Annotated in this window: 13 protein-coding genes; 6 read left to right on the top strand and 7 right to left on the bottom strand. The window is 71.7% G+C overall.

Annotated elements, in window-relative coordinates:
- Positions 1–8 precede the first annotated feature (8 nt).
- A complete protein-coding gene (locus ACPFP2_RS12005; RefSeq protein ID WP_424088931.1) occupies positions 9–1,616 on the bottom strand; it encodes a hypothetical protein in 1,608 nt (535 codons plus the stop codon).
- 116 nt (positions 1,617–1,732) lie between these two features.
- Between ACPFP2_RS12005 and ACPFP2_RS12000 the strand changes: the two genes are divergently transcribed.
- Positions 1,733–2,773, top strand: a complete 1,041-nt coding sequence (locus ACPFP2_RS12000) for an App1 family protein (protein WP_424088929.1) — start codon at positions 1,733–1,735, stop codon at positions 2,771–2,773.
- A gap of 34 nt (positions 2,774–2,807) precedes the next feature.
- Here the strand turns inward: ACPFP2_RS12000 and ACPFP2_RS11995 are convergent, their stop codons facing one another.
- From ACPFP2_RS11995 to glgA, 4 genes are all read right to left on the bottom strand, one after another.
- Positions 2,808–4,229, bottom strand: coding sequence for a hypothetical protein (locus tag ACPFP2_RS11995; RefSeq protein ID WP_424088927.1), 1,422 nt, complete (start codon positions 4,227–4,229; stop codon positions 2,808–2,810).
- Positions 4,230–4,892: 663 nt separating this feature from the next.
- A complete protein-coding gene (glgB, locus tag ACPFP2_RS11990; protein WP_424088925.1) occupies positions 4,893–6,995 on the bottom strand; it encodes a 1,4-alpha-glucan branching protein GlgB in 2,103 nt (700 codons plus the stop codon).
- Positions 6,983–9,076, bottom strand: coding sequence for a maltotransferase domain-containing protein (locus tag ACPFP2_RS11985; protein ID WP_424088923.1), 2,094 nt, complete (start codon positions 9,074–9,076; stop codon positions 6,983–6,985). Before ACPFP2_RS11985 ends, glgB begins: the two co-directional genes overlap by 13 nt.
- 38 nt (positions 9,077–9,114) lie before the next feature.
- Positions 9,115–10,323 carry a glycogen synthase gene (glgA, locus tag ACPFP2_RS11980; protein WP_424088922.1) on the bottom strand — a complete coding sequence of 403 codons (1,209 nt, stop codon included), beginning with the start codon at positions 10,321–10,323 and terminating at the stop codon, positions 9,115–9,117.
- 96 nt (positions 10,324–10,419) lie between these two features.
- Here glgA and glgC point away from each other — a divergent pair, with 96 nt between their 5' ends.
- Both glgC and pgm read left to right on the top strand, forming a co-directional pair.
- Complete coding sequence (gene glgC, locus ACPFP2_RS11975; protein WP_424088920.1) at positions 10,420–11,652, top strand: glucose-1-phosphate adenylyltransferase; 1,233 nt, start codon at positions 10,420–10,422, stop codon at positions 11,650–11,652.
- A 44-nt stretch (positions 11,653–11,696) separates the two neighbouring features.
- Positions 11,697–13,340 (top strand): phosphoglucomutase (alpha-D-glucose-1,6-bisphosphate-dependent), encoded by a 1,644-nt coding sequence (pgm, locus tag ACPFP2_RS11970; RefSeq protein ID WP_424088918.1) that lies wholly within the window; start codon positions 11,697–11,699, stop codon positions 13,338–13,340.
- 28 nt (positions 13,341–13,368) lie between these two features.
- Here the strand turns inward: pgm and ACPFP2_RS11965 are convergent, their stop codons facing one another.
- A complete protein-coding gene (locus tag ACPFP2_RS11965) occupies positions 13,369–14,298 on the bottom strand; it encodes an NAD(+)/NADH kinase (RefSeq protein WP_424088916.1) in 930 nt (309 codons plus the stop codon).
- Positions 14,299–14,597: 299 nt separating this feature from the next.
- On the opposite strand from ACPFP2_RS11965, the gene ACPFP2_RS11960 reads away from it, so the two are divergent.
- Positions 14,598–15,383, top strand: coding sequence for a class I SAM-dependent methyltransferase (locus ACPFP2_RS11960; protein ID WP_424088914.1), 786 nt, complete (start codon positions 14,598–14,600; stop codon positions 15,381–15,383).
- Positions 15,384–15,567: 184 nt separating this feature from the next.
- On the opposite strand, the gene ACPFP2_RS11955 is transcribed toward ACPFP2_RS11960, so the two are convergent.
- The gene (locus ACPFP2_RS11955; RefSeq protein WP_424088912.1) at positions 15,568–18,669 is read right to left on the bottom strand and encodes a M14 family zinc carboxypeptidase; all 3,102 of its coding nucleotides are present in this window, start codon (positions 18,667–18,669) and stop codon (positions 15,568–15,570) included.
- A gap of 615 nt (positions 18,670–19,284) precedes the next feature.
- Between ACPFP2_RS11955 and ACPFP2_RS11950 the strand changes: the two genes are divergently transcribed.
- Complete coding sequence (locus tag ACPFP2_RS11950) at positions 19,285–20,229, top strand: NAD-dependent epimerase/dehydratase family protein (RefSeq protein WP_424088910.1); 945 nt, start codon at positions 19,285–19,287, stop codon at positions 20,227–20,229.
- Between the two features lie 42 nt (positions 20,230–20,271).
- Positions 20,272–21,609, top strand: coding sequence for a lipopolysaccharide biosynthesis protein (locus tag ACPFP2_RS11945; protein ID WP_424088908.1), 1,338 nt, complete (start codon positions 20,272–20,274; stop codon positions 21,607–21,609).
- The last annotated feature ends 2 nt before the right edge of the window (positions 21,610–21,611 follow it).

Genomic DNA, 21,611 nt, shown 5'->3' with positions numbered 1-21,611 from the left:
GGCCGGTCTCAGCGCCACGGCCGTACGGCGCTCGGCGGGTGGTACACGCGATACCCGGCCACCTCGACCAGCCGGGCGGCGTCCGCACCGTCGCCGAGCAGCCGGCGCAGCCGGCGTTCCGCCGGGGAACCGACCGGCAGCACGTACCCGGGACGCTCCGCCCGCCCCACCTGCCGCCAGTACGGCTGGTAGCGGTTCTGCCCGGGGGTGAGGGCGTCGTCGAGCACCGCGCAGACCACCCGCTCGCCGGTGTCGAAGGTGAGCCGGTTGCAGGTCCAGTAGTCCCCGTACACCTCGCGCAGGCCGGTGGCGCGTACGGCGGCGGCCAGGTCGACGGCCCGGCGCTGGTCGGCGCGGGTCGCGTCGAGGCCGGTGACGAAGAGGCCGGTGGCCACCACGGCGGTGGCGGTGAGCCCGGTCAGCACGGCGGTGGCGGCCGCTCCGGCCAGCCGTCCGAGGGCCCCGACCGTGCCCCGCCAGCAGGCCACCGCCGCCGCCCAGAGCGGCCAGAGCACCGCCGGCAGGGAGATCTGCAGCACCGACAGGTAGCGCGCGTTGCCCAGCGGGTCGGTCGCGGCGAGCGGGCTGCGCACGTACGCGATCAGGGTCAGCGCCGCGCCGGCGACCAGGGTGAGCTGCGCGACCGGCCGGACCCGCTCGGCGGTCGGCCGCCCGGCGGCGCGGCGGTACGCGCGCAGCGCGAGCAGCGCGGCGGCCACCAGCAGCACCGGGTACAGCACGCCGAACCACTCCTGCCAGCGGGCGCAACCGGTCACCGGGCAGAGTCCGGAGGCCAGCGGCACCCCCTCCAGCAGCCCGCCGCCGATCCGCTGCGACCACGGCGGCGCCGGGCCGGCCCCGGCGCTGATCTCCCGCAGCACCGACAGCGAGTCCTTGCCCGGCGGCGCGCGCAGGTTGTCCCAGAGCATCGGCGCCGCCCCCACCACGAACCCGGCCACCGGCAGCACACCCGACCAGCCGAGCAACTCCCGCCGGGTCGCGTACACCAGCAGCAGCCCCGCCACCGCCAGGTACGGCACGATCAGCCAGTCCGACCAGAGGGCGAACCCGGCGAGCAGCCCGGCCAGGCCGAGCGCAGCCGAGCGGTGGGCCACCCGGCGCTCGGCCAGCCCCACCGCGATCAGCAGCATCGCCAGCACCGCCGGTTTCACCTCGGGCCGTCCGCCGACCACGGTGAGCTGGTCGCGCACCACCCGTTCCGTGCCCAGGGCGAGCAGGCCCACCACGAAGGCGGCGAGCCACGGCGAGAAGTGCCGGCGGGTCAGCCGGTACGACAGCCAGAGGAAGACGGCGTAGAGCGCCAGCAGGGGCAGCCGCAGCACCGGCCAGCTCGGCCCGACCAGCGCCACCAGCGGCGCGGCCAGGTACGACTCGGCCATCCCCATGTAGTGCTGCCCGTACAGGAAGACCGGCCGTTCCCGGCCGTCGGCGATGTGCAGCGCGGCCAGGCCGAAGGTGGCCTCGTCGCTGTTGCCGTTGGGGACGGTGAGCAGGGTCAGGACCAGCCGGTAGCCCACCCCGGCCAGTCCGAGCAGCAGCGCGACCAGCGCGGGCGGGTCGAGCCGCGCGCGGTGCTGCGGTGCAGGTGTCGACACGACCAACGCCCCCGTCGCCGTCCCGACCGGAGTGTTTCACGCCGCACCGGGCACCCGTGGTCGATCCCACGACTCCTCGCGTGGCCGGTTCCGCCGGGGTGTGGCAGGGTTGCCGTGTGCCACCCACTCCCGCAGGCCAGCTGGCCGTACCGAACCTGCACCGGGCCGCGCGGATCGAGGACGCCGTGCACCAGCTGGTGGAGCGCCGACTGCGGCGCACCGGGTGGCAGATGAACATCGTCGCGTACGCCGGGTACGGCGCGCCCGGCTGGGCGCGGGTGATGTGCCGGGTGCTGCTCGGTCGCCCGGACACCCGGCAGCGCGGCCGACTGGAGAAGGTACGCGGCTGGCGCAGCTTCACCACCCTGCCGGCCAAGCACGTCACGGTGAGGATCGAGGCGGGCGGGGTCGTCCACGAGGCCCAGGCCGACCGCAGCGGCTTCGTCGACACCGTCATCGAGGGTGACTTCACCCCCGGCTGGTCCTCGGTACGCCTCAGCGTCGCCGACGCCGAACCGGCGGAGGCCCTGGTCCGCGTCCTCGACCCGGACGTCCGGTTCGGCATCCTCTCCGACATCGACGACACGGTCATGGTGACCGCGCTGCCCCGGCCCCTGCTGGCCGCGTGGAACACGTTCGTCCTCGACGAGCACGCCCGCGCCGCGGTGCCCGGCATGGCGGTGCTCTACGAGCGGCTGGTCACCGCCCACCCGGGCGCCCCGGTCTTCTACCTGTCCACCGGCGCCTGGAACGTCGCGCCGACGTTGACCCGCTTCCTCTCCCGGCACCTCTACCCGGCCGGTCCGCTGCTGCTCACCGACTGGGGGCCGACGGCCGACCGGTGGTTCCGCAGCGGCCGGGAGCACAAGCGGGCCACCCTGGCCCGGTTGGCGAAGGAGTTCCCGGAGGTCCGTTGGCTGCTGATCGGTGACGACGGGCAGCACGACCAGGAGATCTACCGCGAGTTCGCCGCCGCCCACCCGGAGAACGTCGCCGGGGTGGCGATCCGCCGCCTCTCGCCCACCCAGTCGGTGCTCGCGGGTGGCCTGCCCGCGCCGGCCGGCCAGTCCTCGACCGGGCCGGTGGGGCAGAAGTGGCTCTCCGCGCCCGACGGCGCCGGACTGTGGAAGCTGATGCGGGACGCGGGCCTGGTCTGAGGTACGACCGGACCCGCGCCCCACGTCCGTCGGGTCAGCCGGTCCGCGAGCCGGTCAGCGCGCTGTCGCCGTCGTTCGCTCCCGCGCCGTTGGCTCCCGCGCCGTCGCCGGCGTCCGCTTCCGCGCCGGTACCGTTCGCTCCTCCACCGGCCGGGGCCTCGCCACAGCCCGGGACCCTCGGGTCGGCGACCCGGTAGACCGAGGCGTCACCCTCGCCTGTGCCCGTGCCGCCTGTACCGGCCATGCCCGCCCGGCCCGGTGCCGCACCCGGCCCGGGGGCGGCCTCGTCCTGCCCCTGCGGTCCGCCTCGGCCCTGCGGTCCGTCCTGACCCTGCGCGGCGTCCTGACCCGGTGCGTCGTCCTGGCCTTGCCCGGCGTTCGGGTCCTGCGCGGCGTCCTGACCTTGTCCGGCATCCGGGTCCTGCGCGGCGTCCCTGTCCTGCGCGCGTTGGTCGCGGGCGGCCTGGCGGGCCTCGCGCACCTGCTGGGCGATCGCCCGAAGCTGCTGGATCCGCGCCCGGATCTGCTGGAGCCGGTCCGCCAGCCGCCCGTTGGCGCCACCGGCCTGTGCCCCGCCCTGGTCTGCCCCACCGGCCTGCGCCCCACCGGCCTGCGCCCCACCGGCCTGCGCCCCACCGGCCTGCGCCCCACCGGCCTGGTCTGCGCCACCTTGCTGGCCCGCCGCGTCCTGCTGGCCCACGCCCGCCTGGTCGGATCCCTGCTCAGCGCCGGCCTGCTGGTCCGCGCCTGCTTGCTCTGCCCCGGCCTGCTCGCCCGCGCCCTGCTCGCCCGCGCCCTGCTCGCCCGCGCCCTGCTCGCCCGCGCCCTGCTGACGGGCCGCCTCGACGATGCCGGCGATCTGCCCGATCAGGCCACCGACGGCGGCGATGATGCCGGCCGCCCGGCTCGCGCCGCCGCCGGCCGCCGCGCCGCTGTCCGCGCTGCCGGCGTTGGCCGCGCCGCCACCGGCCGCCGCTGCGCCCTGGGCCTGGCGCGCGCCCTGGACGATGTCGCGGATCCCGCCGAAGATCCCGCCGAGCCGCTTCACCCGGGCCTCGGTCAGCTGCGGATCGGTGAGCCGGCCGTCGCGTTCGCCGCGCATCTGTTCGGTGACCGCCCAGGCCTGGTCGAGCCGGGCGGCCATGGCGACCTCCCAGGGCACCGTCGGGCACGCCGCCCCGGCGACGTCGACCGGGCCGTCGCAGCCGGCCGCCGCCCGGCGCTGCTGGATCTGGTCGACCACGGCCTGCCGGTTGGCGATCCGGGCCGGCGAGTTGGCGTCCGGATCCTGCCGCTGGCCGGCGATGAAGGTCAGGTTGTTGCGCAGGGCGGTGTCCAGGCCCTGGCAGTTCTCCGACGCCTGCCCGGTCCCGGTCGCGACCGCGAACGCCGCCGCGGCGGTGACCGCGAGCGCGACCCCGCCGGCGACCCTTCGCTGACGGGACGACCCCGTCACCCTGCGGCTCCTGGTTGTGCCCCTGCTCCACGCCATCGAAGCTCCTCCGCCTCGTACGTCACGGGTGTCCGGCATCCGGTCGGGGGTACGGGTGGACACCGGGCGGGGTTCAGGCCGGTGCGCCGTGCGGGCGCGTATGTCAGCGGAGAGTGACCATCGGCGGCATTTCAGCTACACAGCGAAGCAGGCGCGCGAGTGTCATCGGGGTGAGCGGGCGCGGCCCGCCAGGGCCGGGGGAGAGGTGGAGTCGCCGCCGTCGCCGTCCGAGTGGCAACGGCGCGGCCCACCCGTGGCGGCCCACATCGGTGACCCCGACCGACCAGGAGCCGTCCCGTCTGCCATCTACGTGACGCACCGTACAGATGGCCGTGCGTCACTGTGCGTCATGGCGGTGGCGGGGTGCGGTGGGACCTGTCGTTCCCTTTGCTCTGCTGCCATGGACGCGCCACCCCGGCCAACCTCGACTTTCGTTCTTTTTGGCACCGCCCCGGGTCGGACGAGCCGGCTACCCTCCGTGACCGGTGCGTCGGTGGAAGCAGAGCAAAGGATGCGAACAGGAGAGGTGGGGTGTCCCACTGACATCACTGCCGGTGACGGACTCTCCGGGTGCCCGGACCACCCGCCAGGCAGTGGCGAGGGTGGGGCGGGGACCGGCGGGCGGCGTCAGTCGCGGCGGAGCCAGAGCACGCCCAGCGGCGGCACCCGCAGCGAGGCCGACGCGGGCAGCCCGTGCCACGGGACGTCCTGCGCGTGCACCGCGCCGAGGTTGCCCACTCCCGACCCGCCGTAGTGGTGCGCGTCGGTGTTGATCACCTCGGTCCACGTCCCGCCCGCCGGTAGTCCGACCCGGTAGTCCTCCAGCGGCGTCGCGGAAAAGTTCGCCACGCAGACCAGGGTCGCGCCGTCGGGGGCGATCCGCACGAACGAGACGCTGTTGTTGGCGACGTCGTCCCCGGCGATCCAGCGGAACCCGGCCGGCTCGGTGTCCTGCGCCCAGAGCGCGGGCGTGGCCCGGTACGCCGCGTTGAGGTCGGCCACCAGCCGCTGCACCCCGGCCCGGGCCGGGTCGTGCAGCAGGTACCAGTCCAGGCCCCGCTCCTCGCTCCACTCACGGTCGTCGGCCAGCTCGCAACCCATGAAGAGCAACTGCTTGCCCGGGTGCGCCCACATGTACGCCAGCAGCGCCCGGACGTTGGCCAGCCGCTGCCAGGTGTCCCCGGGCATCTTGCCCACCAGGGAGCCCTTGCCGTGCACCACCTCGTCGTGGCTGATCGGCAGCACGTAGTTCTCGCTCCAGGCGTACGCCAGGGAGAAGGTGAGCTGGTGGTGATGGTGCTGACGGTAGATCGGGTCCTTCGAGGTGTAGAGCAGAGTGTCGTGCATCCAGCCCATGTTCCACTTGAACCCGAAGCCGAGCCCGCCGTCGGCCGTGGAGCGGGTCACCCCCGGCCAGGCGGTGGACTCCTCGGCGATCATCACCACCCCGGCGTGGTGCTTGTAGACCGTGGCGTTGACCCCCTGCATGAAGGCGATCGCCTCCAGGTTCTCCCGGCCGCCGTGCACGTTGGGCAGCCACTGCCCCTCGGTGCGGGAGTAGTCCAGGTAGAGCATCGAGGCCACCGCGTCCACCCGCAGGCCGTCGACGTGGAACTCGTCGCACCAGTAGAGCGCGTTGGCGACCAGGAAGTTGCGCACCTCGTGGCGGCCGAAGTCGAAGACGTACGTGCCCCAGTCGGGGTGCTCGCCCCGGCGCGGGTCGGGGTGCTCGTAGAGCGGGGTGCCGTCGAAACGGGCCAGGGCCCACTCGTCCTTCGGGAAGTGCGCCGGCACCCAGTCGAGGATCACCCCGATCCCGGCGGCGTGCAGCCGGTCGACCAGGTGGCGGAACTCGTCCGGGTCGCCGAAGCGGGAGGTCGGCGCGTAGTAGCCGGTGACCTGGTAGCCCCAGGAACCGCCGAACGGGTGCTCCATCACCGGCAGGAACTCCACATGGGTGAAGCCCAGCTCGGTGACGTACGCGGTGAGCTGCTCGGCCAGCTCCCGGTAGCCGAGGCCGGGCCGCCAGGAGCCGAGGTGCACCTCGTACACGCTCATCGGCTCCTGGTGCGGCTGCCGCTTCGCCCGCCGCGCCAGCCACTCCGCGTCGTGCCACTCGTACCTCGAGTGGTGCACCACCGACGCGGTGGCCGGCGGCACCTCCGCGTACGCGGCCAGGGGGTCGGCCTTGTCCCGCCACCGCCCGTCGGCGCCGAGGACCCGGTACTTGTACCGGGCCCCGACCGGCACGTCCGGCACGAAGATCTCCCAGACGCCGGTGGAGCCCAGGCAGCGCATCGGCCAGCCGTCGTCGGCGCCCCAGCCGGTGAAGTCGCCGATCACCCGCACCCCGCGCGCGTTGGGCGCCCACACCGAGAAGGCCACACCCTCGTCGAAGACCCGCGCGCCGAGCGCCTCCCAGAGCCGTTCGTGTCGCCCCTCGCCGATCAGGTGCAGGTCGAGGTCGCCGAGGGTCGGCGGGTAGCGGTACGGGTCGTCGGCGAGCCGGCCGTCGGCCTCGACCCGGTAGTCGAGGACCTCGCCCGGAACCACGGCCTCGAAGACGCCGACGTCGTGCACCCGCTCCATCGGGTGCCGCTCGCCGTCGACCACCACGGCCACGTCGCCGGCGCCCCGGCGCATCGCGCGGATCGTCGTACGCCCGTCGGCGGGATGCGCGCCGAGCAGGGCGTGCGGGTCGTGCGTCTCGCCGGCGATCAGCTGGTCCATCGGTCCTCGTCCTTCGGGGCGGGAGCGGTCGGGGCGGTGCCGCCGGAGAGGTCTGCCGGCACGTCGGTCACGGTCAGCCCGGCCGGGGCGTTCCCCGCCGGCTCCGGCTCGCCCGCCGTCGGCCGGCGCAGGGTGAACACGTGCGCGGGCTGCAGGTACGGGTCGAGGCGGACCGCGTTGCGCTGGCCCCACTCGTAGTTCGCGCCGGTCAGCTCGTCGTGCACGGTGAACCGGTCGTGCCAGTCGAGGCCCAGCGCCGGCATGTCCAGGGTGGTGTTGCCCCACTGCACGGTGTGCGAGTCGAACGAGCAGACCACCAGGACGGTGTTGCCGGTGTCCGGGTCGTGCTTCGACCAGCACAGCAGCGCCGGGTTGTCGATGTCGTGGAAGCGCAGGTTGCGCAGCCGGTGCAGGGCGGGGTTGTCGCGGCGTACCCGGTTGAGGGTGGCGATGAACGGGGCCAGCGAACGGCCCTGCTGCTGCGCGCCGGCCCAGTCGCGGGGGCGCAGCTCGTACTTCTCGTTGTCCAGGTACTCCTCCGCGCCGGGGCGGGCCACGTGCTCGAAGAGTTCGTAGCCGGCGTACATGCCCCAGGAGGGGGAGAGCAGCGCGGCCAGCACCGCCCGGATCTTGAACATCGGCGGGCCGCCGTGCTGCAGGGACTCGTGCAGGATGTCCGGGGTGTTCGGCCAGAAGTTCGGCCGCATGTAGTCGGCCGCCGCGACCAGTTCCTCGCAGTACCGTCGCATCTCGGCGGCGGAGGTGCGCCAGGTGAAGTACGTGTACGACTGGGTGAAGCCGACCTTGCCGAGCCCGTGCATGATCGCCGGACGGGTGAACGCCTCGGCGAGGAAGAGCACGTCCGGGTCGACCTTCTTCACCTCGGCGATCAGCCAGTGCCAGAAGTCGAACGGCTTGGTGTGCGGGTTGTCCACCCGGAAGATCCGGATGCCCTCGCCCACCCAGTGCAGCACCACCCGCAGGACCTCCGCCCGGATGCCCTCCGGGTCGTTGTCGAAGTTCAGCGGGTAGATGTCCTGGTACTTCTTCGGCGGGTTCTCCGCGTACGCGATGCTGCCGTCGGCGCGGGTGGTGAACCACTCCGGGTGCGCGGTCACCCAGGGGTGGTCCGGCGCGCACTGCAACGCCAGGTCCATCGCCACCTCCAGGCCCTGCTCGGCGGCGGCGGCGACGAAGTCGCGGAAGTCCTCCGGCGTACCCAGGTCGGGGTGGATGGCGTCGTGGCCGCCCTCGGCGGCGCCGATCGCCCACGGCGAGCCCACGTCGTCCGGCCCGGCGGTGAGCGAGTTGTTGCGGCCCTTGCGGTTGACCCGGCCGATCGGATGGATCGGCGGCAGGTAGAGCACGTCGAAGCCCATCGCCGCCACGCCGGCCAGCCGGTCCATGGCGGTGACGAGGGTGCCCGACCGCGCCGGGGCGTCGACCGTGGCCGGGACCGCGCCCTCCGAGCGGGGGAAGAACTCGTACCAGGCGGAGAAGAGCGCCCGGGGGCGGTCCACCCAGAGCCGGTGCTCCGCGCCGGTGGTGACCAGCTCCCGCACCGGGTGCGCCCAGAGCAGCCCGGCCAGCTCCAACGCCGGGGCGACCCGCGCGGGCAGCGCCCGCCCGGTGTCTTCCAGCGCGGCCACCGCCGCCCGCACCCGCGCCACGTCGGCCGCCGGCACCAGCTCCAGGGCCTCGGTGAGCACCCGTGCGCCCTCGGCCAGGTCGTTGCCGAGATCCGCCACGCCCTGCCCGGCGGCGAGCTTCTTGGTCACCGCGTTCTGCCAGGTGAGATAGGGATCCTGGAAGGCCTCGACGGTGAAGATCCACTCGCCGACGGCGTCCGGGCGGATGGTGGCGTGCCAGCGGTCCTGGCCCGGCTCGCCGGGGCGCATCCGGGTGAACGGGCGCGCCACGGCGTCCGGGCCCAACCAGACCACGTTGCAGCCCAGCGCGTCGTGTCCCTCCCGGTACGCGCGGGCCGACACCGGGACCACCTCGCCGACCACCGCCTTGGCCGGGTAGCGACCGCAGGCGACCACGGGGGAGACGTCTTCGATCGGGAACCGTCCGCTCACCCCGTCAACCTACTGCGCGAGATCGCTTCGCGCTCGGGTCAGCCCGCCGCGCCCACCGACCGGTACACCTCGACGGTGCGGGCCGCGATCGCGTCCCAGGAGAAGTGCTCCACCGCCCGGCGACGGCCGGCCAGACCGAACGCCTCGGTCCGCTTCGGGTCGGCCAGCAGCTCGTTGATCGTCGCGGCCAGGTCGGCCACGAAACGCTCCGGGTCCAGCGGCCGTCCGCTGCCGTCGGCGGCCTGCTCGATCCCGACCAGCAGCCCGGTGTCGCCGTCGGCCACCACCTCGGGGATGCCGCCGGTCGCGGTCGCCACCACCGCCGTCTCGCAGGCCATCGCCTCCAGGTTCACGATGCCCATCGGCTCGTACACCGACGGGCAGACGAAGATCGTGGCGTGGGTGAGCACCTGGATCACCTCGTGCTTGGGCAGCATCTCGGCCACCCAGACGACCCCGGAACGGTTGGCCCGCAGCTCGGCCACCAGGCCCTGGACCTCGGCGGCGATCTCCGGGGTGTCCGGCGCGCCAGCCAGCAGCACGAGCTGGGTGTCGGCGGGCAGCTCCCGGGCCGCGCGCAGCAGGTACGGCAGCCCCTTCTGCCGGGTGATCCGACCGACGTACACCACGCTGGGGCGCGCCGGGTCGATGCCGAGCCGGTCCACCACGTCGGTGCCGGTGTCCGGGGCGTACTGGGCGGTGTCGATGCCGTTGTAGACCACCCGCACCCGGTCCGGGTTCACGGCCGGGTACGCGGTCAGCACGTCGCGCCGCATGCCCTCGCTGACCGCGATCACCGCGTCGGCGGCCTCCACCGCCGTGCGCTCGCACCAGGAGGAGAGCGCGTACCCGCCGCCGAGCTGCTCGGCCTTCCACGGTCGCAGCGGCTCCAGGCTGTGCGCGGTCACCACGTGCGGCACCCCGTGCAGCAGCTTCGCGGTGTGACCGGCGAGGTTGGCGTACCAGGTGTGGCTGTGCACCACGTCGGTGCCGGCGCAGCCCGCCGCCATCTCCAGGTCCACCCCCATGGTCCGCAGCGCCGCGTTCGCGCCGGCCAGGCCGGCCGGCTCGGCGTACGCGGTGACGCCCGGCTCCGTGCGCGACGCGCCGAAGCAGTGCACCCGCACGTCGGTGAGTCGGCGCAGCTCCCGGGCCAGGTACTCGACGTGCACGCCGGCCCCGCCGTACACCTCCGGCGGGTACTCCCGGGTCAGCAGGTCGACGCGAAGCGGTGCGGAGTCCGTCATGTCCGGCACCATAGTGCAGAAATGCGCCCCGCACGCCGGTGCGGAACTGTGCCCGTACGAGTGGTGAAGTCGCGGCAGGATGGATAGCGTCGGGACATGGCTGCCAAGGTGCTCGCGATCGTCCTGGCCGGCGGAGAGGGCAAGCGCCTCATGCCGCTCACCGCGGACCGGGCCAAGCCGGCCGTCCCGTTCGGCGGGATGTACCGCATGGTCGACTTCGTCCTGTCCAACCTGGCGAACGCCGGCTTTCTGAAGATCGTCGTGCTGACCCAGTACAAGTCCCACTCGCTGGACCGGCACATCACCAAGACGTGGCGGATGTCGACGCTGCTCGGCAACTACGTCACGCCGGTGCCGGCGCAGCAGCGCCGCGGCCCGTGGTGGTTCGCCGGCTCCGCCGACGCGATCTACCAGAGCTTCAACCTGATCCACGACGAGCAGCCGGACCACGTGATCGTCTTCGGCGCCGACCACATCTACCGGATGGACCCGCGGCAGATGGTGGAGGACCACATCGCCTCCGGCGCGGCGGTGACCGTCGCCGGCATCCGGCAGCCGCTGGCGATGGCCGACCAGTTCGGGGTCATCGAGGTCGGCGAGGACGGCCGGCGGATCCGGGCCTTCCGCGAGAAGCCCACCGACGCGGTGGGCCTGCCCGACGCCCCGGACCAGATCTACGCCTCGATGGGCAACTACGTGTTCAGCACCCGGGCGCTCTGCGAGGCCGTCGAGCGCGACGCGGAGGACAAGACCAGCAAGCACGACATGGGCGGCAGCATCATCCCGATGCTGGTCGAGCGGGGCGAGGCCAACGTCTACGACTTCAAGGACAACGAGGTGCCCGGCAGCACCGACCGGGACCGCGGCTACTGGCGCGACGTGGGGACGCTGGACTCCTTCTACGACGCCCACATGGACCTGATCAACGTGCACCCGGTGTTCAACCTCTACAACTTCGACTGGCCGATCTACACCGAGCAGCCGCCGTGGCCGCCGGCCAAGTTCGTGCACCAGTGGGGCGAGCGGGTCGGCCGGGCGGTCGGCTCGATGGTCTCGCCCGGCGCGGTGGTCTCCGGCTCGCTGGTGGAGAACTCGGTCGTCTCGCCGAAGGTGAAGGTCCACTCCTGGGCGCACGTGGACGGCGCGGTGCTGATGGAGGGTGTCGAGATCGGCCGGCACGCCGTGGTCCGCCGGGCCATCCTGGACAAGAACGTCTTCGTCCCCGAGGGTGCGGAGATCGGCGTCGACCTGGAGAAGGACCGACAGCGCTACACCGTCTCCGACAACGGCATCGTGGTGATCGGCAAGGGGCAGCGCGTCGAGCCCTGAGCACGTCCCCGTCAGCGACTCACGAACCACAGGAGGATCCCGCAGTGGCCCACCCCCGTGCCGGACAGCCCGCCGAGCCCGCCGACCTGGTGGACGTGCCCCGGCTGGTCACCGCCTACTACGCCGAGCACCCGGACCCGGACGACCCGGGGCAGCAGGTCTCCTTCGGCACCTCCGGCCACCGCGGGTCCTCGTTGCGCAACGCCTTCAACTCCGACCACATCCTCGCGGTCACCCAGGCGCTCTGCGACCACCGGCGGGAGCAGGGGATCGACGGGCCGCTCTTCCTCGCCCGGGACACCCACGCGCTCTCCGCGCCGGCCGCCGTGGACGCCCTGGAGGTGCTCGCCGCCAACGACGTCACCGTGCTCGTGGACAGCCGCGACGGCTACACCCCGACCCCGGCGCTGTCGCACGCCGTGCTCACCCACAACCGGGGCCGCACCAGCGGCCTCGCCGACGGCATCGTGATCACCCCGTCGCACAACCCGCCCGACGACGGTGGCTTCAAGTACAACCCCACCCACGGCGGCCCCGCCGACTCCGACGTCACGAAATGGATCCAGGACCGGGCCAACGCGATCCTCGCCGCCGGGCTCAAGGAGGTGCGGCGGATCCCGTACGCGCGGGCCCGCGCCGCCGACACCACCGGGGAGTACGACTTCCTCGCCGGCTACGTCGACGACCTGCCCGCCGCGATCGACGTCGACGCGATCCGGGACGCCGGGGTGCGCATCGGCGCCGACCCGCTCGGCGGGGCCAGCGTCGCGTACTGGGGCGAGATCGCCGAGCGGCACCGCCTCGACCTCACCGTGATCAACCCGACGGTCGACCCGACCTGGCGGTTCATGACCCTCGACGGCGACGGCAAGATCCGGATGGACTGCTCCTCGCCGAACGCGATGGCCTCGCTGATCGCCGCCCGCGCCGACTACCAGGTCTCCACCGGCAACGACGCCGACGCCGACCGGCACGGCATCGTCACCCCCGACGGGGGCCTGATGAACCCCAACCACTACCTCGCGGTCGCGATCGGCCACCTGTTCCGTACCCGCAAGCAGTGGGGCCCGGCCGCGGCGGTCGGCAAGACGCTGGTCTCCTCCTCCATGATCGACCGGATCGCGGCCGACCTGGAACGGCCGCTGCTGGAGGTGCCCGTCGGGTTCAAGTGGTTCGTGCCCGGCCTGCTCGACGGCGCGGTCGGCTTCGGCGGCGAGGAGAGCGCCGGCGCGTCCTTCCTGCGCCGCGACGGGAGCACCTGGACCACCGACAAGGACGGCATCCTGCTCTGCCTGCTCGCCGCCGAGATCATCGCCACCACCGGGCGCACCCCCAGCCAGCACTACGCCGAGCTGACCGAGCGCTTCGGCGCGCCCGCGTACGCCCGGATCGACGCCCCGGCCGACCGGCGGCAGAAGGCGGTGCTCGGCAAGCTCTCCCCGGAGCAGGTCGGCGCCACGGAACTGGCCGGTGAGCCGATCACCGCCACGCTCACCGCCGCCCCCGGCAACGGCGCGGCGATCGGCGGGCTGAAGGTCACCACCGCCACCGGTTGGTTCGCCGCCCGCCCCTCCGGCACCGAGGACGTCTACAAGATCTACGCCGAGTCGTTCCAGGGCCCGGAGCACCTCGCCCGGATCCAGGAGGAGGCGAAGGCGCTGGTCGACGGGGTGCTGGCGAAGGCCTGAGCACCGCCGGAGCACGGCCGGGCACCGGTCAACGGGGCGGGGGCAGCTCCTTGCGGTGCAGCTGCTCCCGCAGCCCGTCCGGCAGCAGCTCCCGCAGCTGGTCGGGCAGCAGCGGCAGGTCGAGCAGACTGAGCTTGAGCTGGTTGCGCTCCTGGTAGCGGCGCGGGTCCAAACGGACCACCAGCCCGGCGTCGCGCTGGTAGCGCACGTGCACCGCGCCCTCGGTCGCGGCGTCCCGGATCACCAGGCCGTCCATCTCCACGGTCACCGGCGCGGAGTCGGGACGCAGCTCCAGGTGGATCGTCTCCCCCGGGGAGAGCACCACCGAGCGGGAGATGCCGGCCATCGGCGCCGACGGGGTCACCACCACCGCGTGCGTCGCCGGGGAGACCAGCGGCCCACCCGCCGCGTAGCTGTACGCCGTCGAGCCGGTCGGCGTGCTCACGATCAAGGCGTCACAGCGGTAGTAGCCGTACCGCTGCCCGTCCACGGCGAGGGTGGCGGTGACGAAACCGGAGCCGGGTTGGCGGACCAGCGCCACGTCGTTGAACGCCACCACGTCGTCGCCGCAGACGTCACACGCCAGGCAGGCGTGCGACTCGACGGTGAAGTCGTGCGCCACCAGCCGGTCCAGCGCACGCGGCAGGTCCGGCGGCTCCACCTCGACCAGGAAGCCGACCCGCCCCAGGTGCACCCCGAGCACCGGCTTCGGGGTGCGTACCGCCGAGCGCAGGGCGCCCAGCATGGTGCCGTCCCCGCCGATGCTGATCAACGCGTCCGCGTGGGCGGCCAGCTCCGCCGCCGGGACCGCCTGCACCGAGGCGGGCACCCGGTGCCGGTCCTCCGCCCGGACGGCGAGGGCCTTGCCGTGCCGGGCCGCCCACCGTTCGATGATCCCGACCACCTCGGTGACGTCCCGGGTGGGATGCAGCACCAGACCGAACACGTACCCCGCCACCGGTACAGCTCACCACACGGCCCGTCCGGCGCGGAGTAACTCCGGTCGAGGATCTCTCGTTGAGGCGAAGGTGGTGGTAATCGGGGGACCAGGACAGATGACGGGCGTGATGACGGTGATCGGCAGCCAGTCGAGGAGCATCCGGTCGTCCCGGGTGTCGTTGGGCATCCAGGGCCGTCGTCTCTGCCTAGATCGCCGGCTGACCTCTCATGCCCCGCTGCAACTGATTCACGGTTAGGACACGGGCAGTTTCAAGCCTGACGAGTGGTCGTTGTGACTGTCGATGAGAGAGGAACGCCATGACTAACGATAACCACCTGACGACTGCCGATAGCTGGGACAGCATCTGGACCGGCCGACGGACCAACCGTGCCGTCACCATTGTCAAGCAGAGACTGCGGCAAACCCGCTCCTGGCGTCAATTGCTCACCGATCTGCTGGACAGCACCGGCAAGCCCGGGCAGATCGAGGTTCTGGAGTTGGGCTGCGCACCCGGCAGCATGTTGGTTGAACTGCACCAACTCAGGCCCGCCTACCGCTATTCAGGAATCGACTATGCTCCAGGTGGCCTTGAGGCGGCAGAGAAGGCGCTGGCTGCGGCGGGAGTCCCCGCCTCTCTGCACTTGGGTGACATCCGCACCTCCACCCTCCCCTCCGCCGATCTGGTGGTGTCATTCGGGCTGGTCGAGCACTTCACCGATCCTGCCGAAGCAATCGGATATCACCGCCGTTTCCTGCGTCCCGGCGGGATGGCAGCCGTCACCGTGCCCAACTACTCGCATCCTGTCACTGCACGCCTCATGCGGCGGTTCTGTCCGGAGACCGCAGCCGCACACAACCTGGACATCATGTCGACAGAGCAGATGAAGGCAGCATTCGAGCGGGCAGGGTTTACCGATGTACGGACTGGCCAGGCCGGGGGCCCTCTGCTGCCTTGTTCGCAGGTCCGCCCCGGCACTCTCGGTGCGATGTACAGCATCACCTCCCGTGCCTGGAACCTCGGATCGAACTTTGTCCCACAAGGCTGGCCCTGGGCGTCGGTCATCTGGGGTACGGGGGTCAGCCCCGAGCCTGCCGACGCGTGAACCGGTTGCGGCCGGCGTGTCCTCCAGGCCGACTATCTGATGCTCGACACGTCCCGTCGCGTGGTCGACTTCGTCCTCTCCACACTCTGCCGACACCTCGACTGGGCAACCGGGGGGCGAAGGCGTGCGGCGGAAGGCCGGGAAGTCTCCCGCCGCACGACTGTCACCCGGGCTTACCTCCTGCTCACGGTCGGGCGAACAGGTGCCGCAGCGACCGGGCGACCAGGTCGTCCCGAGCCGCCGGGGCCAGCCCTTCCAGGCCGAAGCCGAGGTAGACGGTGTCGTCGGTGACCACCGCCGCCCCCTCCTCGAACGCCTGCTGGCTGCGCGACCAGTCGTTGGCGCCCGTCGCGGAGCCGGCCGGCGGCCCGCTCACCGTCCAGCCGCCCAGATCGGCGGACTCGAAGGAGGTCTCCGAGACCACCGCGCCGTCGACGAACACCCGGGCGTCGTCCAGGAAGACACCCAGGCCCTGGGTGCCCCAGTCGGAGACGTACGAGATGGAGACCTCGACCTGCTTGCCGGCGTACGCCGACAGGTCGACCGAGAACTCCTGCCAGCCGCCGGACGCGCCGGTGGCCGCGTTCCAGGTGCCCGTGCTGCCGGTGGGGGAGCAGTCCGCGCCCTGGTAGTGGGCGAGGAACGGGTGCACCGTGACCCAGCCCGAGGCGCAGCTCTCCCCGGTCACCGTGCCGGTGCGGCCGTTGCGGTCCGGCAGCGTCGTCCAGTCGTCGCTGCCCACCTCGTGCGCCTCGACGATCAGGAAGTCCCAGTCCTGCTCGATGTCGTACGAGGTGAAGAAGCGCAGCTCACCGCTGGTGGCCGAGGTCAGGTCGACGGTCCGGGTGAGCCGCTTGTACGACTCGTCGGCCCGCCCGCTGTACAGGTACCAGTCACCGGTACGCGGGTCGAACGGGGCGGCGCCCGGCCGACCCCAGTCCACCGTCGCCGAACTGGCGAACTGCGGGAACTGCTCCGGCGGCAGGAAGCTCGACGTGGACAGGAACGACGCCGTGTGGTCCTGGTTGCCGGCGGAGCCCTCCGCGTTGAGCTGACCGGAGAACCCGGCGAACGCCCCGTCCGCGCCCCGCACCGGGTACGGGTCGCCCTCCGGAGCGCTGCCGCCGTCGCTGACGTAGTTGTACGCCCCCAGGTAGTACTGCTGGAAGTCGTTGAACAGCGCCAGGCAGGTGACGTCGTCGGGATCGGTGCACTCCGCCGGTCCGTTCGGCTGGTACACGTACGTGCCGTTCGCCGCCTGGGCGAAGAGCGCGTACTTGCCGCTGACCAGCAGCTTGCCGCCCTCGTTGAGGTAGTCGCGGACGGCCAGCTCGGTGTCCAGCGCGGCGCGGGCGGCGGTGCCGCCCACCTGGCCGGGGGAGCGCAGGATGATGTCGTCGCCGGTCTCCCAGACCACGGCCCGGTAGTGCGACAGCACACCCAGGTGGTGCGGCGCCTTGCGGCCCATGACGTCGAAGTCGTAGACGTCGCTGCTGCGGCCGGCCTTCGTCAGGGATGCGGCGATCTCGTCGGCGTACTTCGCCGTGGTGCCGGTCTGCGCCGGGCTCAGCCCGGTCACGTCCTCCATCGCCAACACCAGCACGTCCCCGCCGACGTCGTCGTGCACCCGGTAGGTGAAGCGCTCGCTGGCCACCGGGCCCTTGCGCGGCTTGACCCCGGTGAACCAGACCTCGACCCGGTCACCCGGCTTCGTGCCGGTCACCGTGCCGCGCAGTTCGGCGTAGTAGTCGGAGTGCGTGTCGCCGTACCGTTCGCCGCCGCGCCACTCGCGGACCTTGACGGTCTTCGGCCGACCGCCGTTGACCACGTAGTGCATCCGGACGTCCTTCAGCGCCCGCCGGGTGATCGACGCGACCTGCTGGGTGCGCCCGTACGAGGTGTCGAAGGCGTCCACCACGAAGTCCGGGGTGCTGCGGCCGACCACCGACACCGGGTCGTCCGGGTCGGCCGCCGACTTCGCCACCGCCAAGGCGAACGGCAGGTTCTTCGCCACCTCGGCCGAGATCAGCTTCTCGTCGTCGGGGAAGATGAAGCCGCTGACACAGTCCTCCGGCCGCCACTGGTCGTCCGGGTCGGACGCCGCCGCCGACTGGCAGGTCGACATCTCCGGGGTGAAGCCGAGGGTGCCGTAGCGGACCGTGGCGTGCGAGTCGGTGTCGCCGTTGGTGGTGTACAGCTCGGCGGAGATGTCCGGGTCGTAGCCGGGCACCGCCGGGTGGGCGTCGTCGCCGACCATCGTCTCGTAGATGACGTCGTCCGGGGTCGGCGTGCTCACCTGCCAACCGACGCCGTAGAGCAGCAGTTGGGCGGCCGAGTGGTAGTTGACGAAGAACTCGAAGCCCACCCGCTTGAAGAGCCGGTCCAGCGCCTTCGTCTCCGGCTCCGAGTTCGGGCCGGCGCCCCGGTAGGTGTCGCTGTTCGGCTCCGGCGACGAGCCCTCGTCGTCGTACCCCCACTTGTAGGCGAAGTTGCGGTTGAGGTCGACGCCGTCGGCGGCGGTGATCTGCCCGTCGCCGTCGTTGTCCCGCAGGTTCTTGCGCCACAGCCGGTTGCCCGGGGTGAAGGTGTGGTCGTAGCCGTCCGGGTTGGCCACCGGCAGGAACCACAGCTCGGTGCTGTCCACCACCCGGGTGATCTCCGGGTCGGTGCCGTAGTTGTCCAGCACGTGGTGCATCAGCCGGCGGGTCATCTCCGGCGTGATCCACTCACGGGCGTGCTGGGCGCTGCCGTAGAGCACCGCCGGGCGCCGTCCGTCCGGCACGGTCCGCGCGTTCTTGGTGACCTTCACCGCGAGGATCGGCTTGCCCTGCACCGTGCGGCCGATGGTCTCCAGCTTCGCCAGCTTCGGGTACCGCGCCACGGTCGCGGTGATCTCGTCGCGCAGGCCGCCCGGCTCACTGTACGACCGGAACGCCGTCCAGCCCGCCGCCGCCTGCTCGCGCAGCGCCTGGGAAGCCGCCTTGCCGCGCACCTTCTTGACGTCGAGCTTCACGCCCTGACCGGCGAGGCGCCGCGCCTGGCGTTCGCTGAGCACGGTCTCCACGCGGGTCGACCCGTCGTGCTCCGTGCCACGGTGGTCGTGGCCGAGGTCGACCCCCGCGGCGCGCAGCTTCTCCAGCTGCTGCGCGTCGAGCGTGCCGACGTACACCTCCAAGCTGTCGCGGCCGTCCGGGTCGGACGGTGGCCGCGCGGTCGCCGGGGCGGTCAGCGCCAGCGCGCCGACCAGGGTGAACACGCCGGCGATCGCCAGCCGTGTTGGTCTCATCGCATCCCCTTCGGTGGAAGGACCTGTGTCGCGAGCCTTCCGCTCGGTGGAGACGGATGTCAATGGGTGGGTGAGGTCCCTGCCGAGTGTTCCGGACGGGGTGGCTCGTGTGCTGGGAAAATTCCGTGCCCCGCTGCGAGGGAGCGGGCCTGACTGAACTCACGCTGCCTGCCGGAGGGAACCGGCACCCAGGCACTACGGTGCCGACGGGGTGACCACCACGACGTCTGCAGCCGGAGAGGCCAGCGGTTCAACCGCCGGTAGCTGTACGCGGTCGAGCCGGTCGGCGTGTGGCTGCCCTTCGCAAAGGTGGCGGTGACGAGGCCGGAGCTGGGCTGGCCGACCAGCGCGGTGTCGTTGACGACCACCATCGTCGCCGCACACGTTACAGGCCAGGCAGGCGTGCGACTCGACGGTGCAGCACCAGACCCGATCCCGTCACCGGTACGGCTCATCACAAGGACGGGCCGCACGGGGGGTGTTCGAGCCGCAGTCCATGTCGAATGGGGCGAAAATGGCGTTTCGGCGCGTCTTGCCGGGGTGCCGATCGTTGGGCCGTCATGGGTGCGGCACGACGGCCTGATGCCGTCGTGCTTCCGATCGGATGGAGAAACCGTGAAGATTGTGGTGACCGGAGGGGCCGGTTTCATAGGCTCCAATCTGGTGCGGGCGCTCGCCGAGGTGCCGCAGGTCAGGGAGATCGTCGCGGTGGACGACCTGTCTACCGGATCCTGCGACAACCTGCTCGACCTGCCGGTCCGCTTGTTCGAGGGCAGCGTGCTCGACCCCGATCTGCTCGACGAGGCCGTCGCGGGGGCGGCCAGCGTCGTCCATCTTGGGGCCCTCGGCTCGGTGCCCCGCTCGATCGACAATCCGATCTGCAGCCACCACGCCAATGCCACCGGCACCCTGACGGTGCTGGAGGCGGTCCGTCGCCACGGCGTGCCCCAGGTGATCGTCGCGTCCTCGTCCTCCGTCTACGGGGCGAACCCGGTGCTGCCCCGCGTGGAGAGCCTCCGGCCCATGCCGGTAAGCCCATACGCGGTTTCCAAGCTCGCCACCGAGGCGTACGCCGTCGCGTACGCCACCTGCTACGGCATGTCCGTGCTGCCCTTCCGCTTCTTCAACGTCTTCGGACCCCGCCAAGCGGCGAACCACGCGTACGCTGCCGTCGTCCCCAGGTTTGTCAGCGCAGCGCTCTCTGGTCGACCGCTGCAGGTGCATGGTGACGGTACACAGACACGCGACTTCACCTACGTCGGCAGCGTTACAGACGTAATCGTGGACGCGGTGCTGCGCCGGGTCTCGGCCCCGGACGTGGTCAACCTCGCCTTCGGCGTACGGATCTCCCTGCTGGAACTCATCAGCGAGTTGGAGGAGGTGCTCGGCCGGCCGCTCGAGGTCGTGCACGGCCCACCGCGCGCCGGCGACGTGCGCGACTCGCAGGCCGACTCCTCGCGGCTGAGGCAATTGTTTCCTTCGGCTCAGCGTTACCCACTGCGCGTGGGTCTCGAAAACACCGTCGCGTGGATGTCGGCCCGCGTGCCAGCAGCACGTTGACGCAATGTCGTTCGCCCGTCGACCTCTGGACAGGACGGTGTAGTGGTGAGGGGAAGCGGCTCCCGACACCAGTCGGTCATCGACCCTGTGGGTCAACCACGGGTCGCTGGTCCGGTCGCGACGACGCCCGCAGGTCTACCGCACGCCGGCAACGGGATCACCTGGAGCATGCTCGGCGTCATCGTCGCCCAGTTGGCTCAGTGGGCGGTCATCGTGCTGCTGTCCCGCCTCGGCACACCGGAGATGGTCGGCCAGTACGCTCTTGGGCTTTCGGTCAGCGCACCGATCATCCTGCTGGCCGGCTTTGCGCTACGAACGGTGCAGGTGACGGACACCGGCCATCTCTTCAGCTTCAACGACTACCTGCGGCTTCGAATGTCAGGCATGGTCGTCGCGCTGGTGCTGATCGGCGTCCTCGCGGCGCTTGTCGGAGAGGCGCACGGGGTCATAGTACTGCTGGTCGGCGTCGCCAAGGCTCTTGATGCCGTGGGGGACATCTACTGGGGCCTTTTCCAGCGGCATGAGCGCATGCGCCCTATCGCAATATCGATGATGTGTAACGGCCTCATCACGATCGTGGCAGTGGTCTCACTGCTGATGCTGACCGGGAGCATCAAGTGGGCCGTGGTGGGCTCGGTCGTTGGTTCCCTGGTGGGCTCGATCGGCTACTGCGCTTGGGCCGCGAAGCCGCTAGGCGCCGCTGCATGGACGGCCGGTGTGGCTCATGACGTCCCGCCGTCGGACCCCTTGGTGGCCCTGCGCCGGATTACTCGGCTTGCGGTGATCGCCGCGCCGCTCGGCATCGCCTCCGGTCTGGTGTCGCTGTCGGTGAATCTGCCCCGGTACTTTGTCGAACACGTGGCGGGCGCTGCGGCCCTGGGCATCTTTGCGGCGTTGGCCAACGTCGTGCTCGTCGCCAACATCCTCTTCGCAGCGCTCTATCAGGTGCTGCTACCCCGACTAACCTGGCTATCCGCGGCAGGCGACCTGTCGGCCTTCACCACGCTCACCCTGAAACTGGTGCTGGGGACGCTTTCCTGCGGCGCGGTGGCCGTCGCCGCAGTGGCCGCCATTGGACCCGTCACCGTCCGCGTCGTCTACGGGTCGTCGTATGACGGCCAAACCACCGTGCTGATCCTGCTGACCGTCGCGGCGGTGCTCAGCGGTGTGGTCTTCTTCCTCAATGGCGCACTCTCCGCTCTCCGAAGGTTCGGCAACCAGCTGATCGCCAGCCTGATCATGGTAGCCGTCGCCGCGGTTGGCGGATATCTACTGGTGCCACGTTTCGGGTTGATCGGGGGCGCCTGGTCCGTGGTCATCACGGTCGGCGGTGACAGTCTCCTGAAAGCCCTCCTGTTAAAGCGAGCACTTGCGAAGTGAGC

It is taken from the genome of Micromonospora citrea (assembly GCF_049629545.1).
Lineage (GTDB): Bacteria > Actinomycetota > Actinomycetes > Mycobacteriales > Micromonosporaceae > Micromonospora > Micromonospora citrea_A.
This window is presented reverse-complemented; position numbering and strand designations above follow the sequence as displayed.

Coding starts and splice junctions, on each gene's coding strand:
- glgB (WP_424088925.1), bottom strand. CDS start 6,995: ATGGACCAGCTGATCGCCGGCGAGACGCACGACCCGCACGCCCTGCTC.
- glgA (WP_424088922.1), bottom strand. CDS start 10,323: ATGACGGACTCCGCACCGCTTCGCGTCGACCTGCTGACCCGGGAGTAC.
- glgC (WP_424088920.1), top strand. CDS start 10,420: ATGGCTGCCAAGGTGCTCGCGATCGTCCTGGCCGGCGGAGAGGGCAAG.
- ACPFP2_RS11960 (WP_424088914.1), top strand. CDS start 14,598: ATGACTAACGATAACCACCTGACGACTGCCGATAGCTGGGACAGCATC.
- ACPFP2_RS11955 (WP_424088912.1), bottom strand. CDS start 18,669: ATGAGACCAACACGGCTGGCGATCGCCGGCGTGTTCACCCTGGTCGGC.